General features: G+C 38.2%; 14 protein-coding genes. 9 read left to right on the forward strand and 5 right to left on the reverse strand.

The genetic code is table 11. The annotated features are described in order from the left end of the window. The coding region (locus BM043_RS17215; RefSeq protein ID WP_143189540.1) for an IS3 family transposase at window positions 1-187 on the forward strand (187 nt) is incomplete at its 5' end. A 994-nt stretch (window positions 188-1,181) separates the two neighbouring features. On the opposite strand, the gene BM043_RS17220 is transcribed toward BM043_RS17215, so the two are convergent. The 5 genes from BM043_RS17220 to BM043_RS17235 form a co-directional block, all read right to left on the reverse strand. Then, entirely contained in the window at window positions 1,182-2,156 is a 975-nt protein-coding gene (locus BM043_RS17220) for an MraY family glycosyltransferase (protein ID WP_092793930.1), read from the reverse strand. A 104-nt stretch (window positions 2,157-2,260) separates the two neighbouring features. Continuing rightward, window positions 2,261-2,623: a hypothetical protein gene (locus BM043_RS17225; RefSeq protein WP_092793935.1), complete on the reverse strand. Its 363-nt coding sequence runs from the start codon at window positions 2,621-2,623 to the stop codon at window positions 2,261-2,263. Between the two features lie 6 nt (window positions 2,624-2,629). After that, on the reverse strand, window positions 2,630-2,779 hold the full coding sequence (locus tag BM043_RS19740; protein WP_245753071.1) for a DUF5989 family protein: 150 nt from the start codon (window positions 2,777-2,779) through the stop codon (window positions 2,630-2,632). Beyond that, window positions 2,779-3,927 carry an SGNH/GDSL hydrolase family protein gene (locus BM043_RS17230; RefSeq protein ID WP_092793937.1) on the reverse strand — a complete coding sequence of 383 codons (1,149 nt, stop codon included), beginning with the start codon at window positions 3,925-3,927 and terminating at the stop codon, window positions 2,779-2,781. Before BM043_RS17230 ends, BM043_RS19740 begins: the two co-directional genes overlap by 1 nt. Window positions 3,928-3,935: 8 nt before the next feature. Beyond that, window positions 3,936-5,825: a carbamoyltransferase family protein gene (locus BM043_RS17235; protein ID WP_092793939.1), complete on the reverse strand. Its 1,890-nt coding sequence runs from the start codon at window positions 5,823-5,825 to the stop codon at window positions 3,936-3,938. 348 nt (window positions 5,826-6,173) lie between these two features. Between BM043_RS17235 and BM043_RS17240 the strand changes: the two genes are divergently transcribed. From BM043_RS17240 to BM043_RS17275, 8 genes are read left to right on the forward strand one after another with little or no spacing between them, the layout of a single operon-like run. Next, the gene (locus BM043_RS17240) at window positions 6,174-14,225 is read left to right on the forward strand and encodes a PKD domain-containing protein (RefSeq protein ID WP_092793941.1); all 8,052 of its coding nucleotides are present in this window, start codon (window positions 6,174-6,176) and stop codon (window positions 14,223-14,225) included. 25 nt (window positions 14,226-14,250) lie between these two features. Further along, window positions 14,251-14,931 (forward strand): acylneuraminate cytidylyltransferase family protein, encoded by a 681-nt coding sequence (locus BM043_RS17245; RefSeq protein ID WP_092793943.1) that lies wholly within the window; start codon window positions 14,251-14,253, stop codon window positions 14,929-14,931. Then, window positions 14,921-15,967, forward strand: a complete 1,047-nt coding sequence (locus BM043_RS17250) for an N-acetylneuraminate synthase family protein (RefSeq protein WP_092793945.1) — start codon at window positions 14,921-14,923, stop codon at window positions 15,965-15,967. The genes BM043_RS17245 and BM043_RS17250 overlap by 11 nt, the downstream gene beginning before the upstream one ends. A gap of 8 nt (window positions 15,968-15,975) precedes the next feature. Next, on the forward strand, window positions 15,976-17,118 hold the full coding sequence (gene neuC, locus BM043_RS17255; protein ID WP_092793947.1) for a UDP-N-acetylglucosamine 2-epimerase: 1,143 nt from the start codon (window positions 15,976-15,978) through the stop codon (window positions 17,116-17,118). Further along, entirely contained in the window at window positions 17,081-17,968 is an 888-nt protein-coding gene (locus BM043_RS17260; protein WP_092793948.1) for an NAD-dependent epimerase/dehydratase family protein, read from the forward strand. The genes neuC and BM043_RS17260 overlap by 38 nt, the downstream gene beginning before the upstream one ends. Then, on the forward strand, window positions 17,955-19,031 hold the full coding sequence (locus BM043_RS17265) for a nucleotidyltransferase family protein (protein ID WP_092793950.1): 1,077 nt from the start codon (window positions 17,955-17,957) through the stop codon (window positions 19,029-19,031). The genes BM043_RS17260 and BM043_RS17265 overlap by 14 nt, the downstream gene beginning before the upstream one ends. Continuing rightward, entirely contained in the window at window positions 19,024-20,022 is a 999-nt protein-coding gene (locus BM043_RS17270) for a GDP-mannose 4,6-dehydratase (protein WP_092793952.1), read from the forward strand. The genes BM043_RS17265 and BM043_RS17270 overlap by 8 nt, the downstream gene beginning before the upstream one ends. Then, window positions 20,022-20,885 carry a glycosyltransferase family 2 protein gene (locus BM043_RS17275; RefSeq protein ID WP_092793954.1) on the forward strand — a complete coding sequence of 288 codons (864 nt, stop codon included), beginning with the start codon at window positions 20,022-20,024 and terminating at the stop codon, window positions 20,883-20,885. The genes BM043_RS17270 and BM043_RS17275 overlap by 1 nt, the downstream gene beginning before the upstream one ends. The last annotated feature ends 4 nt before the right edge of the window (window positions 20,886-20,889 follow it).

The raw sequence follows: 20,889 nt of genomic DNA on the forward strand, positions 1-20,889 counted from the left end.
AGAAAACTTCTTTAAAATCATCAAATCTGAGCTGATCTACCAGCTTCCGGTATTGAACGTTAGACAGATACAGGTTGAACTCTTTGAGTTCATCGAAATCTGGTACAACAAAGAAAGAAAACATTCCTACCTGAATTACCTCACTCCTGAGCAGTTCGGAGAAACAACAAAAACAAAGGCCGCATGAAGAAAACTGAACTCGAACTAATCAGGGGGATTTTTTTTCTAAATCCCACTGATTAGTTGAGTAGCCCCGCGGCAGGCGGCATTAAATCAATTCAAAAACAGGCTTAAAAATATTGTCCAGTTTTTTGTAGTAAATCCACTGAGGAACTGTTTAACTGAATAGGTTGAAGATTAAAGTCTCGTTTTCAGAGTGTTAAGGGTTAATGATTAATTCGTGCTGAAATGAAAACTGCGACTGCCTACTATTTTGGTTAAGGGTTATGGGTTCCCGCCACGGCGGGCAAGCAGGGTTTCTCCACTGTTTACTATTTACTTCTTACGATTTACAATCAATCGGGGAATTGTCAAATTGGGGAACTGATGTATTGTTTAACTGAATAGGTTGAAGATTAAATACTCGTTTTCAGACTGTTAAGGGTTAATGATTAATTCGTGCTGAAATGAAAACTGCGACTGCATACTATTTTGGTTAAGGGTTAAGAGTTAATCGGTTAAGCTGTGGTTCCACACTGATTACTATTTACTTTTTACGATTTACAATCAATCGGGGAATTGTCGAATTGGGGAACTGAGGAACTGTTTAACTGAATAGGTTGAAGATTAAAGTCTCGTTTTCGGATTGTTAAGGGTTAAGTTCTGTCAATGGGAATTGGGGATTTGGGGAATTGATGGGCAGTGGTCCGCTTAATAAAGGAAATTATAAAAATTATGATTGGAATAAGTTTTAAAAAGAAATAGATACGGGATTGGTTTTGGATTCAAGATTCAAAATCTGCCGCTCAAACTAATAATAATCTAGACCTAAGAAAATAAAAGGGGCAAAAAATACCCAGAACTGGGTATTTTTTGGGACATAATAAAGCCCGAAATTTAAAGACGTTAAGTTTTAAATTCGGCAATACGCCAACCAAAGAGCTTCCGGTTTCCGGAAGCTTTTTTTGTGGATGTTGAAATGGGGATTTTTAGTCTAGTCCAGGAATAAAAAATTGCTGAGATCAGCTTCCTTGCTCAGCCTTGGAAAATCTCTTCTTAAGAGTTTGTTTGATCAGGATATAAAAAAGGCCGGTGGTGAGGATTATTCCCAAGCCTTGGAGCGTACTGGGAGTTGTTTCCGTTCGGATAAAAACAAAATAATTGAAAATTCCCTGCAATACCGCAAAAAGAATAGCCACGGGAATATGGGGAATTTTGCCTTCGTTGGCCAGGAGTTGGTAAAGGTGTTTACGATGGGGCTCAGTCAACCGCTCCCTGTTGAGCAAGCGGGTAGCCATAGTTACGAATACGTCTGCTCCGAAAATTAGTAAAATAAGAATGACGGTCCAACCTCCCCCATTGAGGAACCATTGGGTCATAAAATAGATCATCAGATAGGCAACGGAAATGCTCCCAATATCCCCGGCAAACATGAGTGCTTTTTTTCGCAGATTAAAAATCAAAAAAGCCAGAATAGCCAAAATCTGATAATTGATCAATTCTTCTTCAAAGATCGGCATGTTTTGATGCAAAACCAGAAGGGTACCAAAAAACACTAAGGAATACAGCCCTGTAATCCCATTGATTCCATCCATAAAATTGATGGCATTGATAATACCCAAGGCTACAAAGTAAAAGATGGGAAGAAGGTACCAATCGAGATGTTGGAATAGTCTCAAGTCATAGAAAGCCAGAGAAAGCGCCAAAAATTGGGTGAAAAACCTGATTTTCCGATTTAGAGAATAGATATCATCTAGGAAGCTAATACTTGCTATAAGTACCAGTCCCAGTATCATCAAAGCATGCTGAAAGTCAAAAATCAGAAACCAAAGGAGAGCAGCAATAGGAAAGATGATTCCTCCTCCCCTTACCGTTACTCGGGTATGGGAGGATCGGTGATTGGGTTTGTCAACTATGCCTAAGCTTTTCGCAAAACCATAGTAAATGATAGAAACTATTGTTAAAATACAAAAAACAACTAAATATCTTACCTCCATTTGATTCCTTAATAATCTTATTTTGCAATTTACCGAAAACTACAAAAGCTTAATAGCAAATTAAAAGGGTCTTTAGATTAAAAGGTGACACTTTTCTTAAAATATCACCAAGTATTTAAAAAATCATTATTATTAAATTTTTTATTGGAATCGGTAAAATTAGTTAATTCAGGCTTTTTCAAGACAATAGGATTATCGCTTCTAAACAGTTTTGAAAATATGCTCATTGGAAATAAAACCAAATAAAAGATTAATCCCAAAAGAAGTTTTGGGACAATCATATTTAAAATTGAAGCCAACCTCATCCATGATAAAACCAAGTATTTTCTAAAAAAACTAATGAAAGTACCTAAAATACCAATAGCCAAAGCAGTGAAAAAAAGCCATTCAGTTTCAAAAACCTTGTAAACGATCATAAACCCAAGAGTTATGACCAATATGGCTTCCAGTTCTTTATCCTTTTTCATATCAACTTAAAACAAGGTATAAATGAATGGAGCTAGGGCACTGCTCCCTCCAAAAACAATGAGAAACCCTAGTAATAAAAGGATGAAAATCACAGGAAACAACCAAAATTTTTTCCTTTGCTTTAGAAATTGAAATAAATCTTTAATCAAATCCATTATGGTATCAAATTTTTTTCAAGAACGAAATTATACAAATAATTTGAAAACACTTCAACACCCTTCTTATTGAAGTGGCAATCATCATAGAAATAATCTAAACTTTTGGGTATTTTCTTTTCGATATCCAACAATCCTATATCGTTTTCAAGTGCTACTTTTTTATTAATTTCATTGATTTTATCTAATTCAATGGCCAATTCTTCATCCTTTATCCTTTTCCCATCGATAAAATTCATCCAATGAAATTCTCTAATTTCCTTAAATTTTTCTGGTGCTCCCCAAGAAGAAGCCTGAGTTAGGATTACTACCTCCACTCCATTAGATTGACAAGTTCCAATAAATGATTTTAAATTGTTTTGATAACTCTCATAGGAAAAACCTTTATCAAGCTTCACTTCAATTCTATGCTTTTGGACGAACTCAATTTTTTCCTTGTAGTTGTTAATCAAATGGATATCCTCTAAGATATTTGGATTTTGAATATTCTGCACAACATTATGAATCCTTCTGTATACCTGAAAGTTGCTGAGAAAAAGCTTCAACCCAAGAGTCCATGATGCCGATGAACTTTTTTCATTTTTTTGAAGGTGAAGAAAATCATACCCAGAAATTACACGGGTTAAATCATTAAAACCTGCATAAAAAACAATCAAGTCTGGTTCTAAATGTATTACTCTGTGAACCAGCATGGCAAGATGGTCAGGGCTTGCATCCCCAGATTTGGCTGCGTTAAAGACTTTTACTGTTTTTCCGTATTTATCGTTTAGCCTTAGTTGCAAAACCTTCTCTATAGACCTTGAGTCATCAATAAACATGTTTTCCATAGTACTTCCTCCAAAAAGGAAGATCCTAAACTCATCTTCACTTTTAATTGGTGAAATTGAGTCACCTCTAAAACCGTAGTTATTGGTGGAAAAGTGGACTTTTTCATCCATATCTGACAAAAACCTGTCTACCTCAAATTCTAATTTAAGGTTGGGTTTAAATTGTGATCTAATGTATGGAGACGTTTCTACAGGGTTTTTTATCGATTTATAAGGATCTTCTACCCAAAAAAAGGCAGAAAGAATAATCTCCACCAGTACAAACAATACGAAGACTACTGGGACAGTAATATTCCAGAAATTTTTAATTGTTTCTTTCATTTTCAGGTCTAATCTTCCTTAAATTCCAACATCCACTTGGATTTATTTTCCCAGTCTGGTTGATCTTCTTTTCTAAATACAAAGTCATTAATCACTAGGTAATCCATATCTGTACTCATAAAGCACCTGTAAGCATCCTCCGGCGTACAAACTATAGGTTCCCCCCGTACATTGAAACTTGTATTGACTAATAAACCATAACCAGTCAATTTTTTAAATTCACTTATTAAATTATAATAGTTTGAATTAGTGTCTGGTGTTACTGTCTGAATCCTAGCGGAGTAATCCAAATGTGTAATGGATTGAACATCACTCCTAGGATGGTATAATCTCTCCCATAAATCCATATTGTGGTAATTTGGAGGCAGATCTTTTCTTCTACTTTCCTTGACAGGTGCCACGAGAAGCATGTAAGGAGAGACATCCTCTAAATCAAAAAAAATAGTTCTGTCCTCTTCGAGTACAGAAGGTGCAAATGGTCGAAAGCCTTCTCTATATTTGATTTTCAAATTAAGCTTTTTCTGCATTTCTGGATTTCTGGCATCTCCTAGAATACTTCTGTTTCCCAATGCTCTTGGGCCAAACTCCATCCTACCTTGAAACCACCCAACTACCTTTCCGTCTGCAATCTGACCTGCGATTTTCTCACACAATTTCTGAAAATCATCAAACTTGGAATATACCGCCTTATTTTTCTTACAAACTTGAATAATTTCTTTGGAAGAGTATTCAGGCCCCAAATAGGAACCTTTCATCTGATCATATTTTTCGCTTAAAAGCTTACTATTCCCATAAAAAATGTGGTGAATAGCCAATGCAGCCCCAAGTGCTCCACCTGCATCTCCTGCCGCAGGCTGTATGTAGACATTTTCAAATATTTTCTCTTTTACGATTTTGCCATTGGCTACACAATTCAATGCCACTCCCCCGGCCATACAAAGATTCTTGGAACCCGTCAGGCGTTTAGCTTCTAATGCCATCTTTAAAACAATATCCTCTGTAACCCTTTGAATTGCAAGCGCTAAATCACAATGCATTTGCTGAATTTCATCAGTTGGTTTTCTTGTTTTTAATCCAAAAAGTTTTTCCCATTTGGATTCAACGATCATTTTTAGTCCAGTTGCATAATCAAAATAATCTTGATCTAGCCATATCGAACCATCATCGAAAATTTTAATTATACTCTCTCGAATGATCAGTTCAAATTCTTTTGTCTGTTTCGAATCTGAAATTCCATAAGGTGCAAGCCCCATCAACTTATATTCTCCTGAGTTAACCCTAAATCCAAGAAAATATGTAAAAGCGCTATACAATAAACCTACAGAATGAGGAAAGTTCAATGATTTTTTCTCTATGATTTCATTGTTTTTTCCATGACTGATCGACGCGGTTGACCACTCTCCTACCCCGTCAATAGTCAAAATAGCTGATTCAGAAAAATTTGAAGTAAAATAAGCACTTGCTGCGTGGGAAAGGTGATGAGGACAAAATAAAAGGTTCAAGTCTTTTTTATTGAAATCTTCAATTTCGGCCAATCCCTCATAAATTTTTTTCTTTAAAAAGAGCTTTTCGTCTAACCAAACAGGCATGGACTTCGAAAAAGATAGAAATCCTTTTGGAGCGAAACCATAATAAGTTTCCAATAACCTTTCGAATTTCAACAAAGGCTTATCGTAAAAAACAATTGCGTCCAACTCTGAAATTGAAAAGCCAGACTCCTCCAAGCAATACTTAATTGCCTCTATTGGGAAATCAGGGGTATGTTTTGTCCTTGTAAACCGTTCTTCCTGTGCAGCTGCAATGATGTTACCCCCTTCTATCACGGCCGCTGCAGAATCATGGTAAAAAGCAGAAATACCTAAAATTTTTCTAGCTTTTGAATCTTCCTTTGAATCCATTTAATGTCTCATCCTAAATAAAATACTATCGTAACTTCGAAGAATGCTAGCCCGGTAATTACGCGAGCAATAATGCAATTAAAGCCTTTTACGTTTTCAATTAAGCTTCAAAGATGCACCTTAAGGCAATTCTTTCAAAGCATTTGAAATTAAAAGATTCAGCCTAAAAGACTCCAAACATTTTCAAAATGTTGATTCATTCTTTAAACTTTTGAAAAAAGGCTTTTCGGGTTCACTTTTGATAACAAATCAAATGAAAATATTTTTCTGTATTCAGCTTTCTCTTACATTTGTTTGGCAGGATGATTGTGATTTAATGCCCTAAGCCTACTTTAAAGACGGAACTAAGTGAAACAAAAAATACTTTATCTCTGCGCATTTCTTTTTATCAGCCTAAGCAGCTATGCTGTTTTAAGCTTAAAAGGAGAAGGACAGCAGTGGTTCCCATATTTTTCAAAGGCCGAGGATGTACCAGAGAACAGAATTAGAACTTTACAGATAAATCAAAGTGAAACTGTTCCAATTCCCTTTGTACAATCTGACAATGACCCGATAGTTATAGACATAAGAGATGGCTTTCCTTATTGTGAGTCATTTACGGAATCTTCTACAAGAGCTAACACTGTAATTGAAGGGGATGCCTATTTAACAGTGGATAACAATGAAGATCCAAACGGCGACGGTGTACTAAGGTTAACTAGAAACACAAATAATCAAAATGGCTACGTTTATGTAGATATTCCATTTCCTTCTAGATTTGGCTTAAAGGTTTCCTTCGAGTATTTCAGTTATGGCTCTTCAAACCCAGTCAGGGCAGATGGATTGAGTTTTTTTATGTTTGATGGAGCCTTGGGGCAGGTTGCACCAAATTTTGAAATTGGAGGATATGGAGGAGCCCTCGGATACACTCCTCTCAAAGGAGGAGGTGTTAATTTTCCAGGAATTAAAGGTGGATATTTAGGGATTGGATTTGATGAATTAGGAAACTTTGGCAACTCAGCATTTGGGAAATATGGTAGTTTTTTGGATCCGGATGAATATACAACTTCAGGAGCCAATGGAAAATTTTATCCCCATAGCGTAGTAATTAGGGGGCCGGTGGATGGGACTGATGAACCTTTTTATACTAGAGATCGAAACAATGCTTTAGTTGGGGTAAATCGTTATAAAAGTTATGGATTTGTTGATGGAAAAATCTTAAACAATTACCCTACCGATAACGGGTTGGGATTTTTATACGCTGGTCCTCCATGGTTTTTTGCACAAGATCTGGATGTGTATCAAAATCTTGATGAAAGATTCTTTTTAAATGATAAATATCCGAGATTTACGATCGATGCATTCAGTTCAACAAGCCCGGAGTCCTGTCTCGATGAAGGCTATCGAAAAGTTTTTATTGACTTGAATCCGGATGAAAGTAGCCTGGATGCAACAGGAAGGCCAACAAAATTTGATATTCAGATTTTTATGTTGGTTAACTTAGGGGATGGGTTTGGGCCAAGGATCATTCAAATTTTCGACACTCCTGTAGAATATAATTTCAAAGCACCTAATCTCTTAAAGGTGGGATTTGCCGGGGCCACGGGAAACAATGTTAATTTCCATGATATAAGAAATGTTAGGGTTGAAGTTTCTGATGAAGAAGCATTAAGAAAGCCTGAGACGGAGCCACTTGAAGCAGAAGTTTGTGAAGGGGAGGAAAATGAATTCATTCTTGATGTTGAACTACTCAATGACGCAGATAATGCCTTTATCCGTTGTGTTCAGCTTTATGAAACCGAACAAGAAGCATTGGATGCTGCAACGAATGCGTCGGCAACGAGTATATTCCCTAGTGATGACAGTGGCGATCCAAATAATTACTGTCCTTTTGGAACTTGTCAGGACTTTTTGTGTAGACCCGAAAACTTATCAAAGAATGTAGAAGAAGGTACTTTTGAAGTTTTTCTTGTTTCGGAAAATGGGATTGAAACTCCTAAAGTAAAATTCACAGGAAATCCTGGCTTTTCAGGGGAAGTTACTGTTTACTATACCATTGTTGACAATTTCGGCCAGGTTTCACTTCCTAAGCCAATCACTATCACAATTAACCCGCTTCCAATCCCGACCATAGAAACAATAGACCCCCTAATCTGGGAAGACTTTGAAGAAAATGATATTCTGGTACGATTTGATGTTGAGCCAAAAGAGACGGGGTTTCAGTATCAATGGTTCAAAGATGGAAATGAAATCCCCGGCGCTACTCAGGATTTTTATGTGGCCGAGGGTGCTACTGCACCAGGTAGCTACACTGTAGAAATCGAAACCGATAAAGGATGTATCAATACATCTCAGGAGGCAATTGAAATCAGATTGGTCAGGAATATAGAACCCGATCTGATTTCCATCCGGGAAGATTGTATTGAAGAAGGTATCGTTAGAGTAATTTTAGATCCAAGTAATGTTTTGGGTGACGAGAAGTGGAGAATTGTTGACAGCAACGGGGATCAGGTATATCCTGCTACTGATTGGACTCCGATTCCAGCTGGTGCTCCCGAAATAATTCAAGGTAATTTACTCGCTGGAGACTACAGATTTCAGATTGGTGATGAATTCAGAGAAGGGCAGCCTGGAAGTGATGGAACTCCGCTATTCAGACATGACATTCCTTTCACAATTCTACCTATAGAATTTCCACTTCAGATCTTGAGTACAAGTAGTGTAGATGAATTATGTTTCGAAGAGGGAGGAAGTATACAAATCCAGGTGCAGGATGGTAGCGGAAATTACACCTATGAATTGATTCAAGATGGATCGGTTATGTTTACCAGTCCTACAAATATCCAAGATACCAATTACGAATTCACCCAAGTTCCGGTAGGCACCTATGAAATCAGGGTAGCCAGTGGCCCTCGATGTGAGGAGTTTGGGCAAGAGACCATTTCTGGACCTGAGCCCATTATCCTTAATATTTCAGCTCAGAAAAATGTTACCTGTAGCCCGGATGATGCGAGCGTAGATTGGTTGGTAACAGGTGGGACTGCTCCATATAATATTATTTCCCTAAGTAAAGACGGGACATCTGTAGACATCAATACCATAGGTTTTACCCAAAATGGAGACGTATTTTCCTTTACTGGCCTAGAAGAAGGGGAATACGTTCTATTGGTCACTGACAGTAGGGCCTGTGAAACTTTCCAAAGTGAACCTGCGGTAATTTCAACTATTCCCAAGCCTGAGATTTCAATTTCCGTTGATCCGGAGTTTTGCGAAAATGTACCCCTAATTTCTATTATCCCTGAGCTTACCAATACCGGACTGATGACCAGTCCTGAATACGCTTGGATCATTCCTTCAGGAGAAAGGCTGACTTCAAGTGCTACCATTGCAGGTGTTGACTATACGCTAATTGACCACGACAACAATAACCTTACCCCACCGCACCTTACAGTATCGGGTTTGAATGAAGGAGATTTTAACTTCATCCTTGAATTAAGAGGTGAAGATTCCTGTGACCAGGATTTCGATGTGCAATTCAGCGTGAATCCACAGCCTGAATTAGAGGTCATCAGGGAGGAAGGTGCCAAATGCTTTGGTGAAGTGGGAGGCCTGGTAGAGATCAATGTTACCAATGGAGACAACAATGACTTTGAATTCAGAATACAAGGGCTCACTGACTGGGAAGTTGGTAAATTTATTTTTGATGAGGGAATAAGTTCAGGCACCTATACCATCGAGGTCAGAAATATAACTACGTTATGTAGCAGTGAAATTGAAGTTACAGTCCCTGAAGTAGTAGAGGAATTGATCGTTCAGGAAGACATGTTGGTAGAGCCATCTTGTAACGAAGACAATGGGTCATTTAGTTTTCTTGTAGATGGGGGAACACTGGTAAATAATGGCTACCGATTTGTTTTAAATGGAACTGAAATTACAGAACAGGATGATAATTTCGAAACCCTTGGCACCAATGATTACAGGTTGATACATTTGGCCCCTGGCAACTATGAGTTAGAAGTTTTTGACGAAAACGACTGTTTTAAAACAGTAAATTTCACCCTAACAGCTCAAGAAGTACCCGAGTTCTCTTTAGTAGATATTGCAATTTGCGAAGGAGAAATGGCTGTTCTTGAAGTGGAGACTGTGGTCTTGGCAGGAGCTATCCCGGAATATGTATGGAAAGTAGAAGACCAATCTGCACCAGGAAATTTTATTTTAATTGAAAATAACACCACCATAAACGGAGCTAATCATGCCATCAATGGAAATAGGCTTGAAATTACAGGGCTGAACCATTCTGTTGCCCCTTATACCTACAGCGCTGAAGTGATTGGACAAGGCGTATGCCCAGGCCCTGAAATGTTTGCCACAGTAAAAGTATTTGATATTCCTGAAGCTGAATTTGCAATAACTGATGTTTCATGTAATGCTGGGAGTGATGGTACAATTATTCTTGAAAATGAATTGGATGGAAATTTTACCTTTACCATAATAGAAACGGGAGAGGTAAAGAATGATGGCAACTTTAGCAATCTAGTAGCAGGGACATATACTATACAAATACAAGAGGATGGCGCACCTTGTCCTGTTGAAGTGGTAGTAACTATTGATCAACCGAATCCTTTGACTTTAGATCCAGTTGACTCTGAGAATCCTACTTGTGGAGAAAATAATGGGGAAATCATTTTCCAGATCAATGGTGGGACCCTTGACTTTGCTGTCTTGGTTAATAATTCTCCTATTGAAGATTATGATTTTCAAATAAATGGGAATACCTATTCAATTCAAAACCTTGCGCCAGGTGCTTACAGTGTGGCTATTGAAGATGGAAATGGTTGCGCCATACCAAATACAGTAATTTTTAATTTGAATAACGATGATGGATTCCCTATAGATTCCGAACCCTTAAGCGTTCAGCTATGCGAAGGAGAAAGCGCGGTGCTATCGCCGGATTTAACCATACCGCCTGGTGCTTCACCAGAATTACGTTGGTACAAAGATTCTTCGTTAAGCCAACAAATACTTACCGGAACTTCCGATGGTGAAGTTTCATACGAAATTACCGATGAAGGCATCTTGACTATCACGGGTTTAGATGTTGGAGATTATGAATATTATCTACGCATTTCAGGCCCACAGATTTGTGGACAGGTCACTTTGGCTTCTGTAAATGTACTACAGGAAATCACCTTTGATATCGAACCACAAGCCATTACCTGCTTTGGTGATGAAGATGGAAGTATTACAGTAAGTAATATCCAAGGAGGAACAGGAATTTATGAGCTAAGTTTAAATGGTATAGATTGGCAAGACGATCTTGTTTTTGATGGGCTTCCAGTAGGAAACTATACTGTCTATGTGAGAGACAATAGCCAAAGTGATAGCTGTGAAGAAAGCCAAAGTGATATTTTGATAGAAGGTCCGGATGAAGAAATTCAGATCAATACTCCAGATATTATCAGAACTTCTTGTGGACTTTCTAACGGCAGTGTACAAAATTTAGAAGTTTCGGGGGGATATGGAAACTATACCTTCGAATGGAGAAAAGACGATCCTGTTACTGGTGAATTGTTTAATGGACAATTGACAGGGATAAATGATCTTTCTCCTGGCACTTATTTCTTGATAGTAAATGACATAGAAGGGTGTGGTGAAGTGTTTGAGTTTGAGGTTGGAAAGGCATCTGATCCAGAATATTCTATTGTGCCCGCAATGAATGTTTGCGAAGGATTACCTGTAGAAATAGCTCCAGTCCACCTTGCTCCCGACCCCAGCTTGCCACCTGCTGCAAGAACAGATGTGGCATGGTATACATCACCAGGTCAATCCGGGTTGATTGAAAACGGGGATGATCCCCAAAATCCAGATATTACTTACAGTATTGATGACTCGAATTGGATTAACCCTCAATTGACAATTACGGGTTTAGTCCCGGGAACTTACACTTACTATTTTTATGTGGTATGTACTGGGGTAGAAATACCGGTAGAAGTTATAGTGCATCCAACACCTGCTCCTTCTTTTGAAGTAAACAGAGAAACATGTTTCGGTGAAAATGATGGAAGAATATTAGTTACAGATGGATGGGTTCCAGGGTTGGAATTTTCAATAAATGGTGGAGACTGGGAAAGCCGTGAGGAATTGGAGGCAAGAACCTTTACACCAGGAACTTATACTTTAGCAACAAGATCAGAGTACGATTGCCAATCAGAAGAAAGTTCATTAACAGTGGAAGGAGCTGAGGAATTGATGATATCACTCTCAGGTCAAAAAGATGCTGCTTGTGGAGTCCCTGACGGCTTTATACAAGTTGACATTGCTGGAGGATGGAAGGATTATACCTTAACCATTTTGAACTTGAATAACAATGAATCAACTTCAGTGTCAATTTCCGAAAATCAATATACTTTCTCAAACCTGGTTTCAGGAACTTATCAGATAGAAGTCAACGATGCTGAGGGTTGTTTTAAAGTATTGACAGACACTGTTGAAATTGAGGATGGTCCTACAGAAATTATTGTAGACCCGGTTTTTGAAATTTGTGATGGAGAAACGGTCAACATTCCTGTTGACATTAATCCACCGGCTGATCCTAAGAGCTTCAGATGGTTTGCCAACACCTATGATCCGGCAAATGAAATTAGCAATGGACAGGTGGATGGTGATATTGCTTATCAAATATCCGAATCCGGTGAACTGCAGGTTAGTGGATTGCCTTTAGGTGACCATACCTTCTTTGCTACGGTAGAAGGTCCGGATATCTGTGAAGGAGATGTCCAAGAAGTCATCGTTCAAGTTTATCCAGACCCTCAATTTACGGCAGTGGTTGAAAATGAATCATGTTTTGGTGAGGGTGGTTCAATTGTCATAAATCCTTTGATTGCTGCAGGAAATATCACATACAGTATCAATGGAGGAGCATTTGAAGCTTATCCAGACAACAGGATTGAAGGTTTGGCGCCTGGAACCTATACCCTTACTGCGCAACATGGTTCTGGCTGTACATTCACATTAGGTGAAGATTTGGTTATTGTAGGTCCGCAACAGGCCCTTGATGTATCCAACACCTCTACTGTTGACTCATCTTGCGGTGAAGCAAATGGACAGCTCAGAGGTACAGTGGAAGGTGGATATGCACCCTACACCTTGACCCTAAAAGATGAAAATGGGAACAATATCAATGCAAATCCCCAGTGGGAAGGCAATAGGTATACAGTAAGCGGATTGACAGTAGGCAGTTATACTATTGAAATACAGGATGATTCAGGCTGTATATTTATTCTAACTGACCAACAGGAGATTATAGACAGCCCCACGCCAATTAATGTAGAAGATGTACAGATATGTGAAGGTGAAAATGCCATTTTGTCACCTTCAATTCCAAATACTAGCCTATCACCTACTTTCAATTGGTACTTTGATGCAGAAGGTCAGCAAGAAATAACGGTTGGCAATACCGAAATAGATGGAGTTAGTTATAATTTGGCCAATAATGGGCTATTGGAAATTGTAGGATTAGCATCCAACAATACACCTTTTTCATATTTTGTAGATGTGTCAGGAGATGGAATCTGTAGTGGAGAGTTGAAAGAGGTCTTGGTTAAAGTTGATCCTTTACCACAATTAAGAACGTCTAATCCTTCTATAGTATGCGATCCAACACAAACGGTGGACTTAACCCAATTTATTGAAGGATTTAACCCTCAAATTTATGAATACATAGTAAAAAGTCCGAGTGGAAATAATTTGAGAACTGAAGAATTAAAACAGGTTTCTACCTCGGGGACTTATCTCGTTCAAATGAAATTCAGGGACAGTAATTGCTTAACGGTAGAAGAAAGGATTTTGGTACTAATTTCTGAAACAGAAGTATCTGCGTATTTTGATTATTCTATTGAGATTTCACCTGGAAATGAATTGGTCAATCAGGACATAAATATTGGAGAAGAGATTTCATTCATTGATGATTCTCAAGGCGACATCATTATATGGAATTGGGACTTTGGTGATGGTACAACAAGTAATTTAGAGAACCCTGTCCATCAATTTGAAAGTAAGGGAAGATATGAGATTCGCCTCACTACTATTGACTCGAATGGCTGTCAATCAGAATTTATCAGGATTGTTGAAGTTTTTGATGACTATAAAATCATAATTCCAAATGCATTTACTCCTTTGAAAGAAGACGGGAAAAATAATTATTTCAAACCAGTATTCCGAGGTATTTCAAAAATGGAATTATACATTTTCAATACTTGGGGAAACCTAATCTATAAAACAGAAAGTTTAGAAGACAAGGGCTGGGATGGAACACTAAATGGCGCACCAACACCAAATGGAAACTATGTCTTTAAAGCTGAATTCGAAACTAGAGGTGGCGAAAAAATTATTAAGACAGGAGTTTTTATATTGATAAAATAGTTTTTTTGTAAGATTTCCAAATCCCATGAATTACCATATCATTATACCAGCCAGGGGGGGGTCTAAAAGATTTCCTGGAAAAAACCTCGCAATATTGAATAATAAGTCATTATTAGGTATTTCTATTGAATATGCGCTATCAAATAACATCTCACTTTCCAAAGAGCAAATTTGGGTGAATACAGATGACGCTAAAATTTCTAAAGAAGCTGAAAAATATGGTGTACAGGTATTTGATCGAAGTCCTGAATTAGGTGAAGACCACATTTCGACAGGTGATGTTCTGAAGAATCAGGTTAATTTCATGCTAAAACGTGCAATGAAAGTAGATGCTGTTATTCTACTACAGGCTACCACTCCACTAAGACCTAATGGTCTAATCGAAAAAGCTACAACTCTTTTTGAAAATCATAATTGCAACAGCCTTGCAGGCTTCAGCCCTTCCAACAAAAAACTTGGGAAGATAATAAACAACAGATTTGAGCCGCAAAATTATACCTTTGGTCAAAGATCCCAAGACATGACTCCTTTGTTTTATGAAAACGGACTCATATATGTTACCAAAGCGAATGAAATCCTTCAAGGAAAAGTGCTTACCGAAGATGTCTTTCCTATGGTAATTGATCACCCATTCGCACAGGTAGACATTGATGATGTTTTAGATTTGTATTTTGCAGAAAACTTAATTAAGAAATATGGAGAATAAATTCGAGATAGAAATTTCTGGAAGAAAAATTGGTCCCCTACATCCACCTTTGGTAATTGCAGAACTCGGAATAAATCATGAAGGAAGTCTTAAAACAGCATTTGAAATGGTAGATGCTGCACAACGTGCAGGGGTAGAAGTGTTAAAGCACCAAACTCACATTGTAGCGGATGAGATGAGTGCTGAAGCTAAAAAAGTCATTCCCGGTCATACCAAAGAGTCTATCTATGAAATCATGGAAAGATGTGCCTTAAGTGAAGAGGATGAAATCAAGCTGAAAGAATATGTAGAAGCCAAAGGAATGATTTTTATTTCAACCCCTTTTTCCCGGGCAGCAGCAGACCGCTTACAAAGAATGGGAGTACAAGCCTTTAAAATTGGCAGTGGAGAATGTAACAACCTTCCCTTGTTGGATCATATAGCATCCTTTGGGAAACCTATAATAATGAGCACAGGAATGAACACACTTGAAAGTGTGAGAAAATCCGTTGCATTGTTGCAGAAACATCAGGTTCCGCTAGCTTTGATGCATACCACCAACCTCTACCCTACCCCTGCTAACTTGGTCAGATTAGGGGCAATGCAGGAATTGATGCAGCACTTCCCTGAAATTCCGGTGGGTTTGAGCGATCACACCATCAGTAATCATGCATGTTTTGCTGCAGTGGCCCTAGGAGCCAATTTACTCGAGAGGCACTTTACCGACCACATGAACCGAGTGGGTCCGGACATTGTCTGTTCTATGGATGAAAATGCGACCCGCGAGCTCATAGAGGGATCTAAGATGATCCATCAAATGTTGGGAGGGAAAAAAGAACCAGCTAAAGAGGAACAAGCGACCATTGATTTTGCATTCGCAACAGTATGCACAATTAAACCGATTTCAAAAGGAGAAGCATTGACCAAAGAAAATATTTGGGTAAAAAGACCAGGGAAAGGCGCAATTTTAGCAGAAAAATATGAAAGTCTTTTGGGTAAAATCGCCACAAGAGATCTGCAAACAGATATACATTTAGATTGGAAAGATTTTAATTGAGCATATATATGAAAGTTTTTGTACTTATTGAACGAAGAGCGGACTACAGCAGATACAGACCTATACTTCAAAGAATGAAGGAAGATCCTTTCTTTGAAATTCATTTGGTAGTCACAGGGATTACCCTGCTGGATTTACACGGAAGCGATGTGAATTACATTGAAGAAGATGGCTTCACCATCAATGCCAAGATCCCAATGTTTGAGCAGAATGGTGACGACTCAGGCGCAGAAATGGTGAGAGCTATGTCAAGGGTGCTGACAGCTGTCACCTTTGAGCTGGAAAAAGCAAAGCCGGACTTGGTTCTTTCCGGCTTTGATATCGGTGGGAATTTTGCAGTAACTGTTGCCGCAGCACATATGAACATTCCTGTAGCCCATATACAGGGTGGAGAAGTAACAGGAAGTATAGACGAAGCTATCCGTCACGCTATGTCAAAATTCTCTCATATTCATTTTCCCGCTACTGAAGATGCAAAAGAAAGGTTGGTAAGATTGGGGGAAAACCCAAAGGATATCTTTGTGGTGGGGTGTCCATCTATTGATGTATTGGTAAACACGCCGTATTTACCAAAAGAAGAACTTGAAAGGGAATTTGACCTGGACTTTTCCAAGCCTTTTATTCTGGTAATTCAGCATCCGGTAACCACTGAGGCCATGTCCTCCATTGATCAGATCAGAGAAACCCTGAAAGCACTTAAGGAAGTGAATGAGCAAACCGTCTTTTTGCTGCCAAACAATGATGCAGGTCATTCTAAAATTATAGAAGAAATCAAACAATCCGGTTTCAAATGGATCCCTTCTCTACCGACTCTGAAATTTATCAACCTTTATAGAAATGCATGGGTATTGGTCGGAAATTCTTCATCTGGAATCCATGAAACACCAACAATGAAAATTCCAGCTGTCAACATAGGTAACAGACAGATGGGAAGAGAAAGAGCTTTCAATGTAATTGACACAAGGAATGACCACAAAGAGATAGAAAAAGCTATTAAAAAGGCCCTCTATGACGAGAATTTCAGGAATAATGTCAGTGTAATCAAAAATCCTTATGGTGAAGGGGACTCTGCTGCAAAAATTATTGAGACCCTCAAGAGTATAAATTTAGAAGATGTCAGTATCCAAAAAATCTTTTACGAAGGAGAATAAAATCCTACTAGTTGGGGGCACCGGATACCTTGGAAGTCAACTGAAGCTGAGTTTATCTCAGGAAGGATTCAAGCAGGTTTTTATTTCTTCAAGCAAAGAGAAAGGAAAGGGAATAATTCAGCTGGATCTTTTAAATAAAAGCCATGTCTCTGCTATAAGGGATATGGATTTTGACTTCATTATCAATCTAACGGGACAGGTCAGTAATCCTATAGACAGTTGTTTAAAACTGAATTCCTTAGGGATGGAAAACTTAATCCAAATTTGCACTGGTAAGTCCAAGTTGATTCACCTTTCCACTGTCAATTTATACGGTACAGGCGAAGGCTTTGATGAAACTACTGTACCTCAGCCAGAAACACCTTATTCTACCTTAAAGTTAGTATCTGAAAAATTTTTGATGGAGAAAGGAGATAAAACCGGCTTTTCAATTATTCGACTTTCAAACTTATATGGGGGAAAGCAGCCAAAAGGGATATTTGCATACCTTTTTAGATCCGCTTTAAATAGAGAATTGTCATTACACTTCAATAATGATGGGTATATGGTCAGAAATTACCTTCATGTGGAAGATGCTGCCATGGGAATTATAAACCTTGCTCAGAAAACCAATTTTGAAAACAAGGAAATCTATAATTTTGTAGGCAGGGATGAATTAAGTATCAGGGAGCTGATAGGGAAATTTGAAAATATTTTCAACCTGAATTTTCAAGTGCGTTTTTCTAATCAGAAAGCCTGGGAGAACAGTTTGGATATTTCGGATCAAAAATTCAGAACACTAACTGGTTTCAAAGAAAAGTTTCTTTTGGAAGATTACATTAAAAAATTAAAAGCTGATGCTCATCAATAACAAGGACTTTGTTCCCTATACTCTTTCAAGTCACTCCAAGATAAGTGATTGTTTGCAAGCCATTGACAAAAATAAAAAAGGCTCTATCTTCTTGATGGGAGAAAACAATAAGCTATTGGCATCACTTTCTGATGGAGATATCAGAAGAGCTTTTTTGAAGGGGGCCAAATTGGAAGATAATGCCATTACATTTTCGAACCAGAAGCCTTATTATATTGAAGATTTACAAATCGAGAATTTCAACATTTCGGTTTTTGAGGAGAATAACTTTAAGCTTATTCCAGTCTGTAATCCAAAAAAAGAAATTGTTAGTATTTTAAGTATCGAGAAAGGCGTAGCCTATCCGCCAATTGACAACTATGTGGTCTTAATGGTTGGTGGCAGGGGGCAACGTCTTTCCCCTTTGACTCAAAACACACCCAAACCTTTGCTCAAGGTAGGTAACAAACCCATTTTACAGACTATTTTAGAGCGATTAAAATTGTTTGGATTCCAAAATATCATCCTTTGCACCAATTACTTATCTGATCATATTGAAGATTTTTGTGGTGATGGAACAAGGTTTGGATTAAATATAAGTTATTACAAAGAGCTCATGAAACAGGGGACTATAGGAGCTGTTAAGTTTTTGGAAGATAGTTTGAAAAAACCATTTCTAGTCATGAATGGAGACTTACTCACCCTGCTTAATTATAGGGATTTACTTGAGTTTCATTTAGAACACCTAGCCGAACTCACTGTAGGTTGCGCTAACTTTAAATATCAGGTTCCCTATGGAGTATTGAGGACTGAGGGTAGAAAGATAGTAGGACTTGAAGAAAAACCGCACTATAGATTTCTCATCAATGGAGGGATCTATGCTTTGAATCCAGACACCCTAAGGCTGATACCAGATAAGTCTTATTATGACATCACTGATTTAATAGAGAAAATCATTAACCAATCAGGAAACGTTGCGGCTTATCCCATCGAGGATTATTGGTTAGATATTGGACAGCCTAAGGATTTTGAGAAAGCAAATTTTGATTTTGAAAGATTATTTAAAAATGTTAACAATGATTGACTATAAAGACAAAAAAGTATTTGTGACAGGAGCTGCTGGATTTATAGGCAGCCATTTGGTAGAAGAATTGGTGAAAAGCGGTGCCCAGGTAAGGGCTTTGGCTCATTATAATTCATTTTCCTCCATCGGAAACCTTCAATATTTATCCAAGGACATCCTGGGACAAATTGAAATCGTATTCGGAGATGTTACAGATGCATTTTTGATGGAAAAATTCACCAAAGATTGCCATGTAGTTTTCCATTTGGCAGCATTGATCGGGATTCCGTATTCTTACATAGCTCCTGCCACCTATGTCTCCACCAATATCAATGGGACATTGAATATGCTGGAGGCCTGTCGGAAAAACCAATGTGAAAAATTGTTGGTCACTTCAACTTCAGAAACTTATGGCACGGCACTTTATGCCCCGATCGATGAAAAACACCCTCTTCAAGGCCAATCTCCTTATAGCGCTACAAAAATAGGTGCTGATAAAATTGCTGAAAGTTACTTCCTGTCATTTGGTTTGCCCGTTTGCATTTTCAGGCCCTTCAATACCTACGGACCCCGACAGTCCATGAGGGCGGTAATTCCAACCATTCTATCCCAACTTTTGGATGCCAACTGTGATGAAATCAAGCTTGGTTCCCTCTCCCCTGTCAGGGACATGCTATTTGTGAAAGATACTGCACGTGGTTTCATGTTAGCAGGTCTGTCTGAAAAAAGCAACGGAGAGGTCATCAGTGTGGGAACAGGAATAGGCTACACCATAGGAGATATAGTTGAATTGGCTAAGAAAGTTACAGGAATTCAAAAACCAGTTATAGAGCAAAACACCCGAATACGCCCGGAAAACAGTGAAGTCTTGAAGCTAATCTGTGACTATTCCAAAGCAGAGACACTGCTAGGTTGGACTCCAACTACCAGCCTTGAATCAGGATTGGAGCAACTCAGAGATTTTATCATGGAGAATTCTGCCAATTACAATGCTTCCAAATATTATGTGTAATGGAGTATTTAGGAAATCAAAAGCCTGTCAATAAAATCAAACCAGAAGTCTCTGTATGCATACAGACTTTTCAGCATGCTAAATTTATCGGTATTTGCCTGGAATCCATAGTCAAGCAAGAAACAAGCTTCCCCTTTGAAATTCTAATTGGCGAGGATTGCAGTACTGACGGTACAAGAGAAATTTGCGTGGAGTATGCTGAAAAATATCCGGATCTGATCAGACTTTTTCTTAGAGAACCCAGTTCAAAAATAACAATTGAGGATAAAAAGTCGGGAAGAGCCAATTACCTTCAAAATTTCAAGGATGCAAGAGGAAAGTATATCGCAGTGGTCGACGGAGATGATTATTTTCTCAATTTAAAAAAACTGCAGATCCAGTATGATATTATGGAAGCCAACCCGGAGTGTATTATCACTGGAAGTGATACAATATATACCTATGATGGAGACCCACCTTTGCCATTCACCTCAACATACGATACTTCGATTATAAAAAAAATAAATAAATACAGCGGCGTATTACACTATGGCCCTAGTTCGTCTCGTCTGTTCAGGAATGACATCACAACACTGTTAAATTCCAAGGCAATTTTAAAAACAAGAGTGTTTGATATGCCTCTATTACATTACCTATTAAACAAAGGAGAATTTTGGATAACCAAAGAAAATTTAGTGGCATACAGAATCCATTCAGGAGGGCACAACAGCGGCAATAAAAATATTATTGCAAAAAGTAATTTTTCACATGTGTTTAGGTATCTCTATGAAGAAAAACTCATTGGATATACCCAATATAGAGTACATCTAGCTAAGAACTACCTGAGAATGGGCTATATTATCCTTAAAAATCTAAAAAAATAGCCTG

The organism is Algoriphagus hitonicola (assembly GCF_900113375.1).
Classification (GTDB): domain Bacteria; phylum Bacteroidota; class Bacteroidia; order Cytophagales; family Cyclobacteriaceae; genus Algoriphagus; species Algoriphagus hitonicola.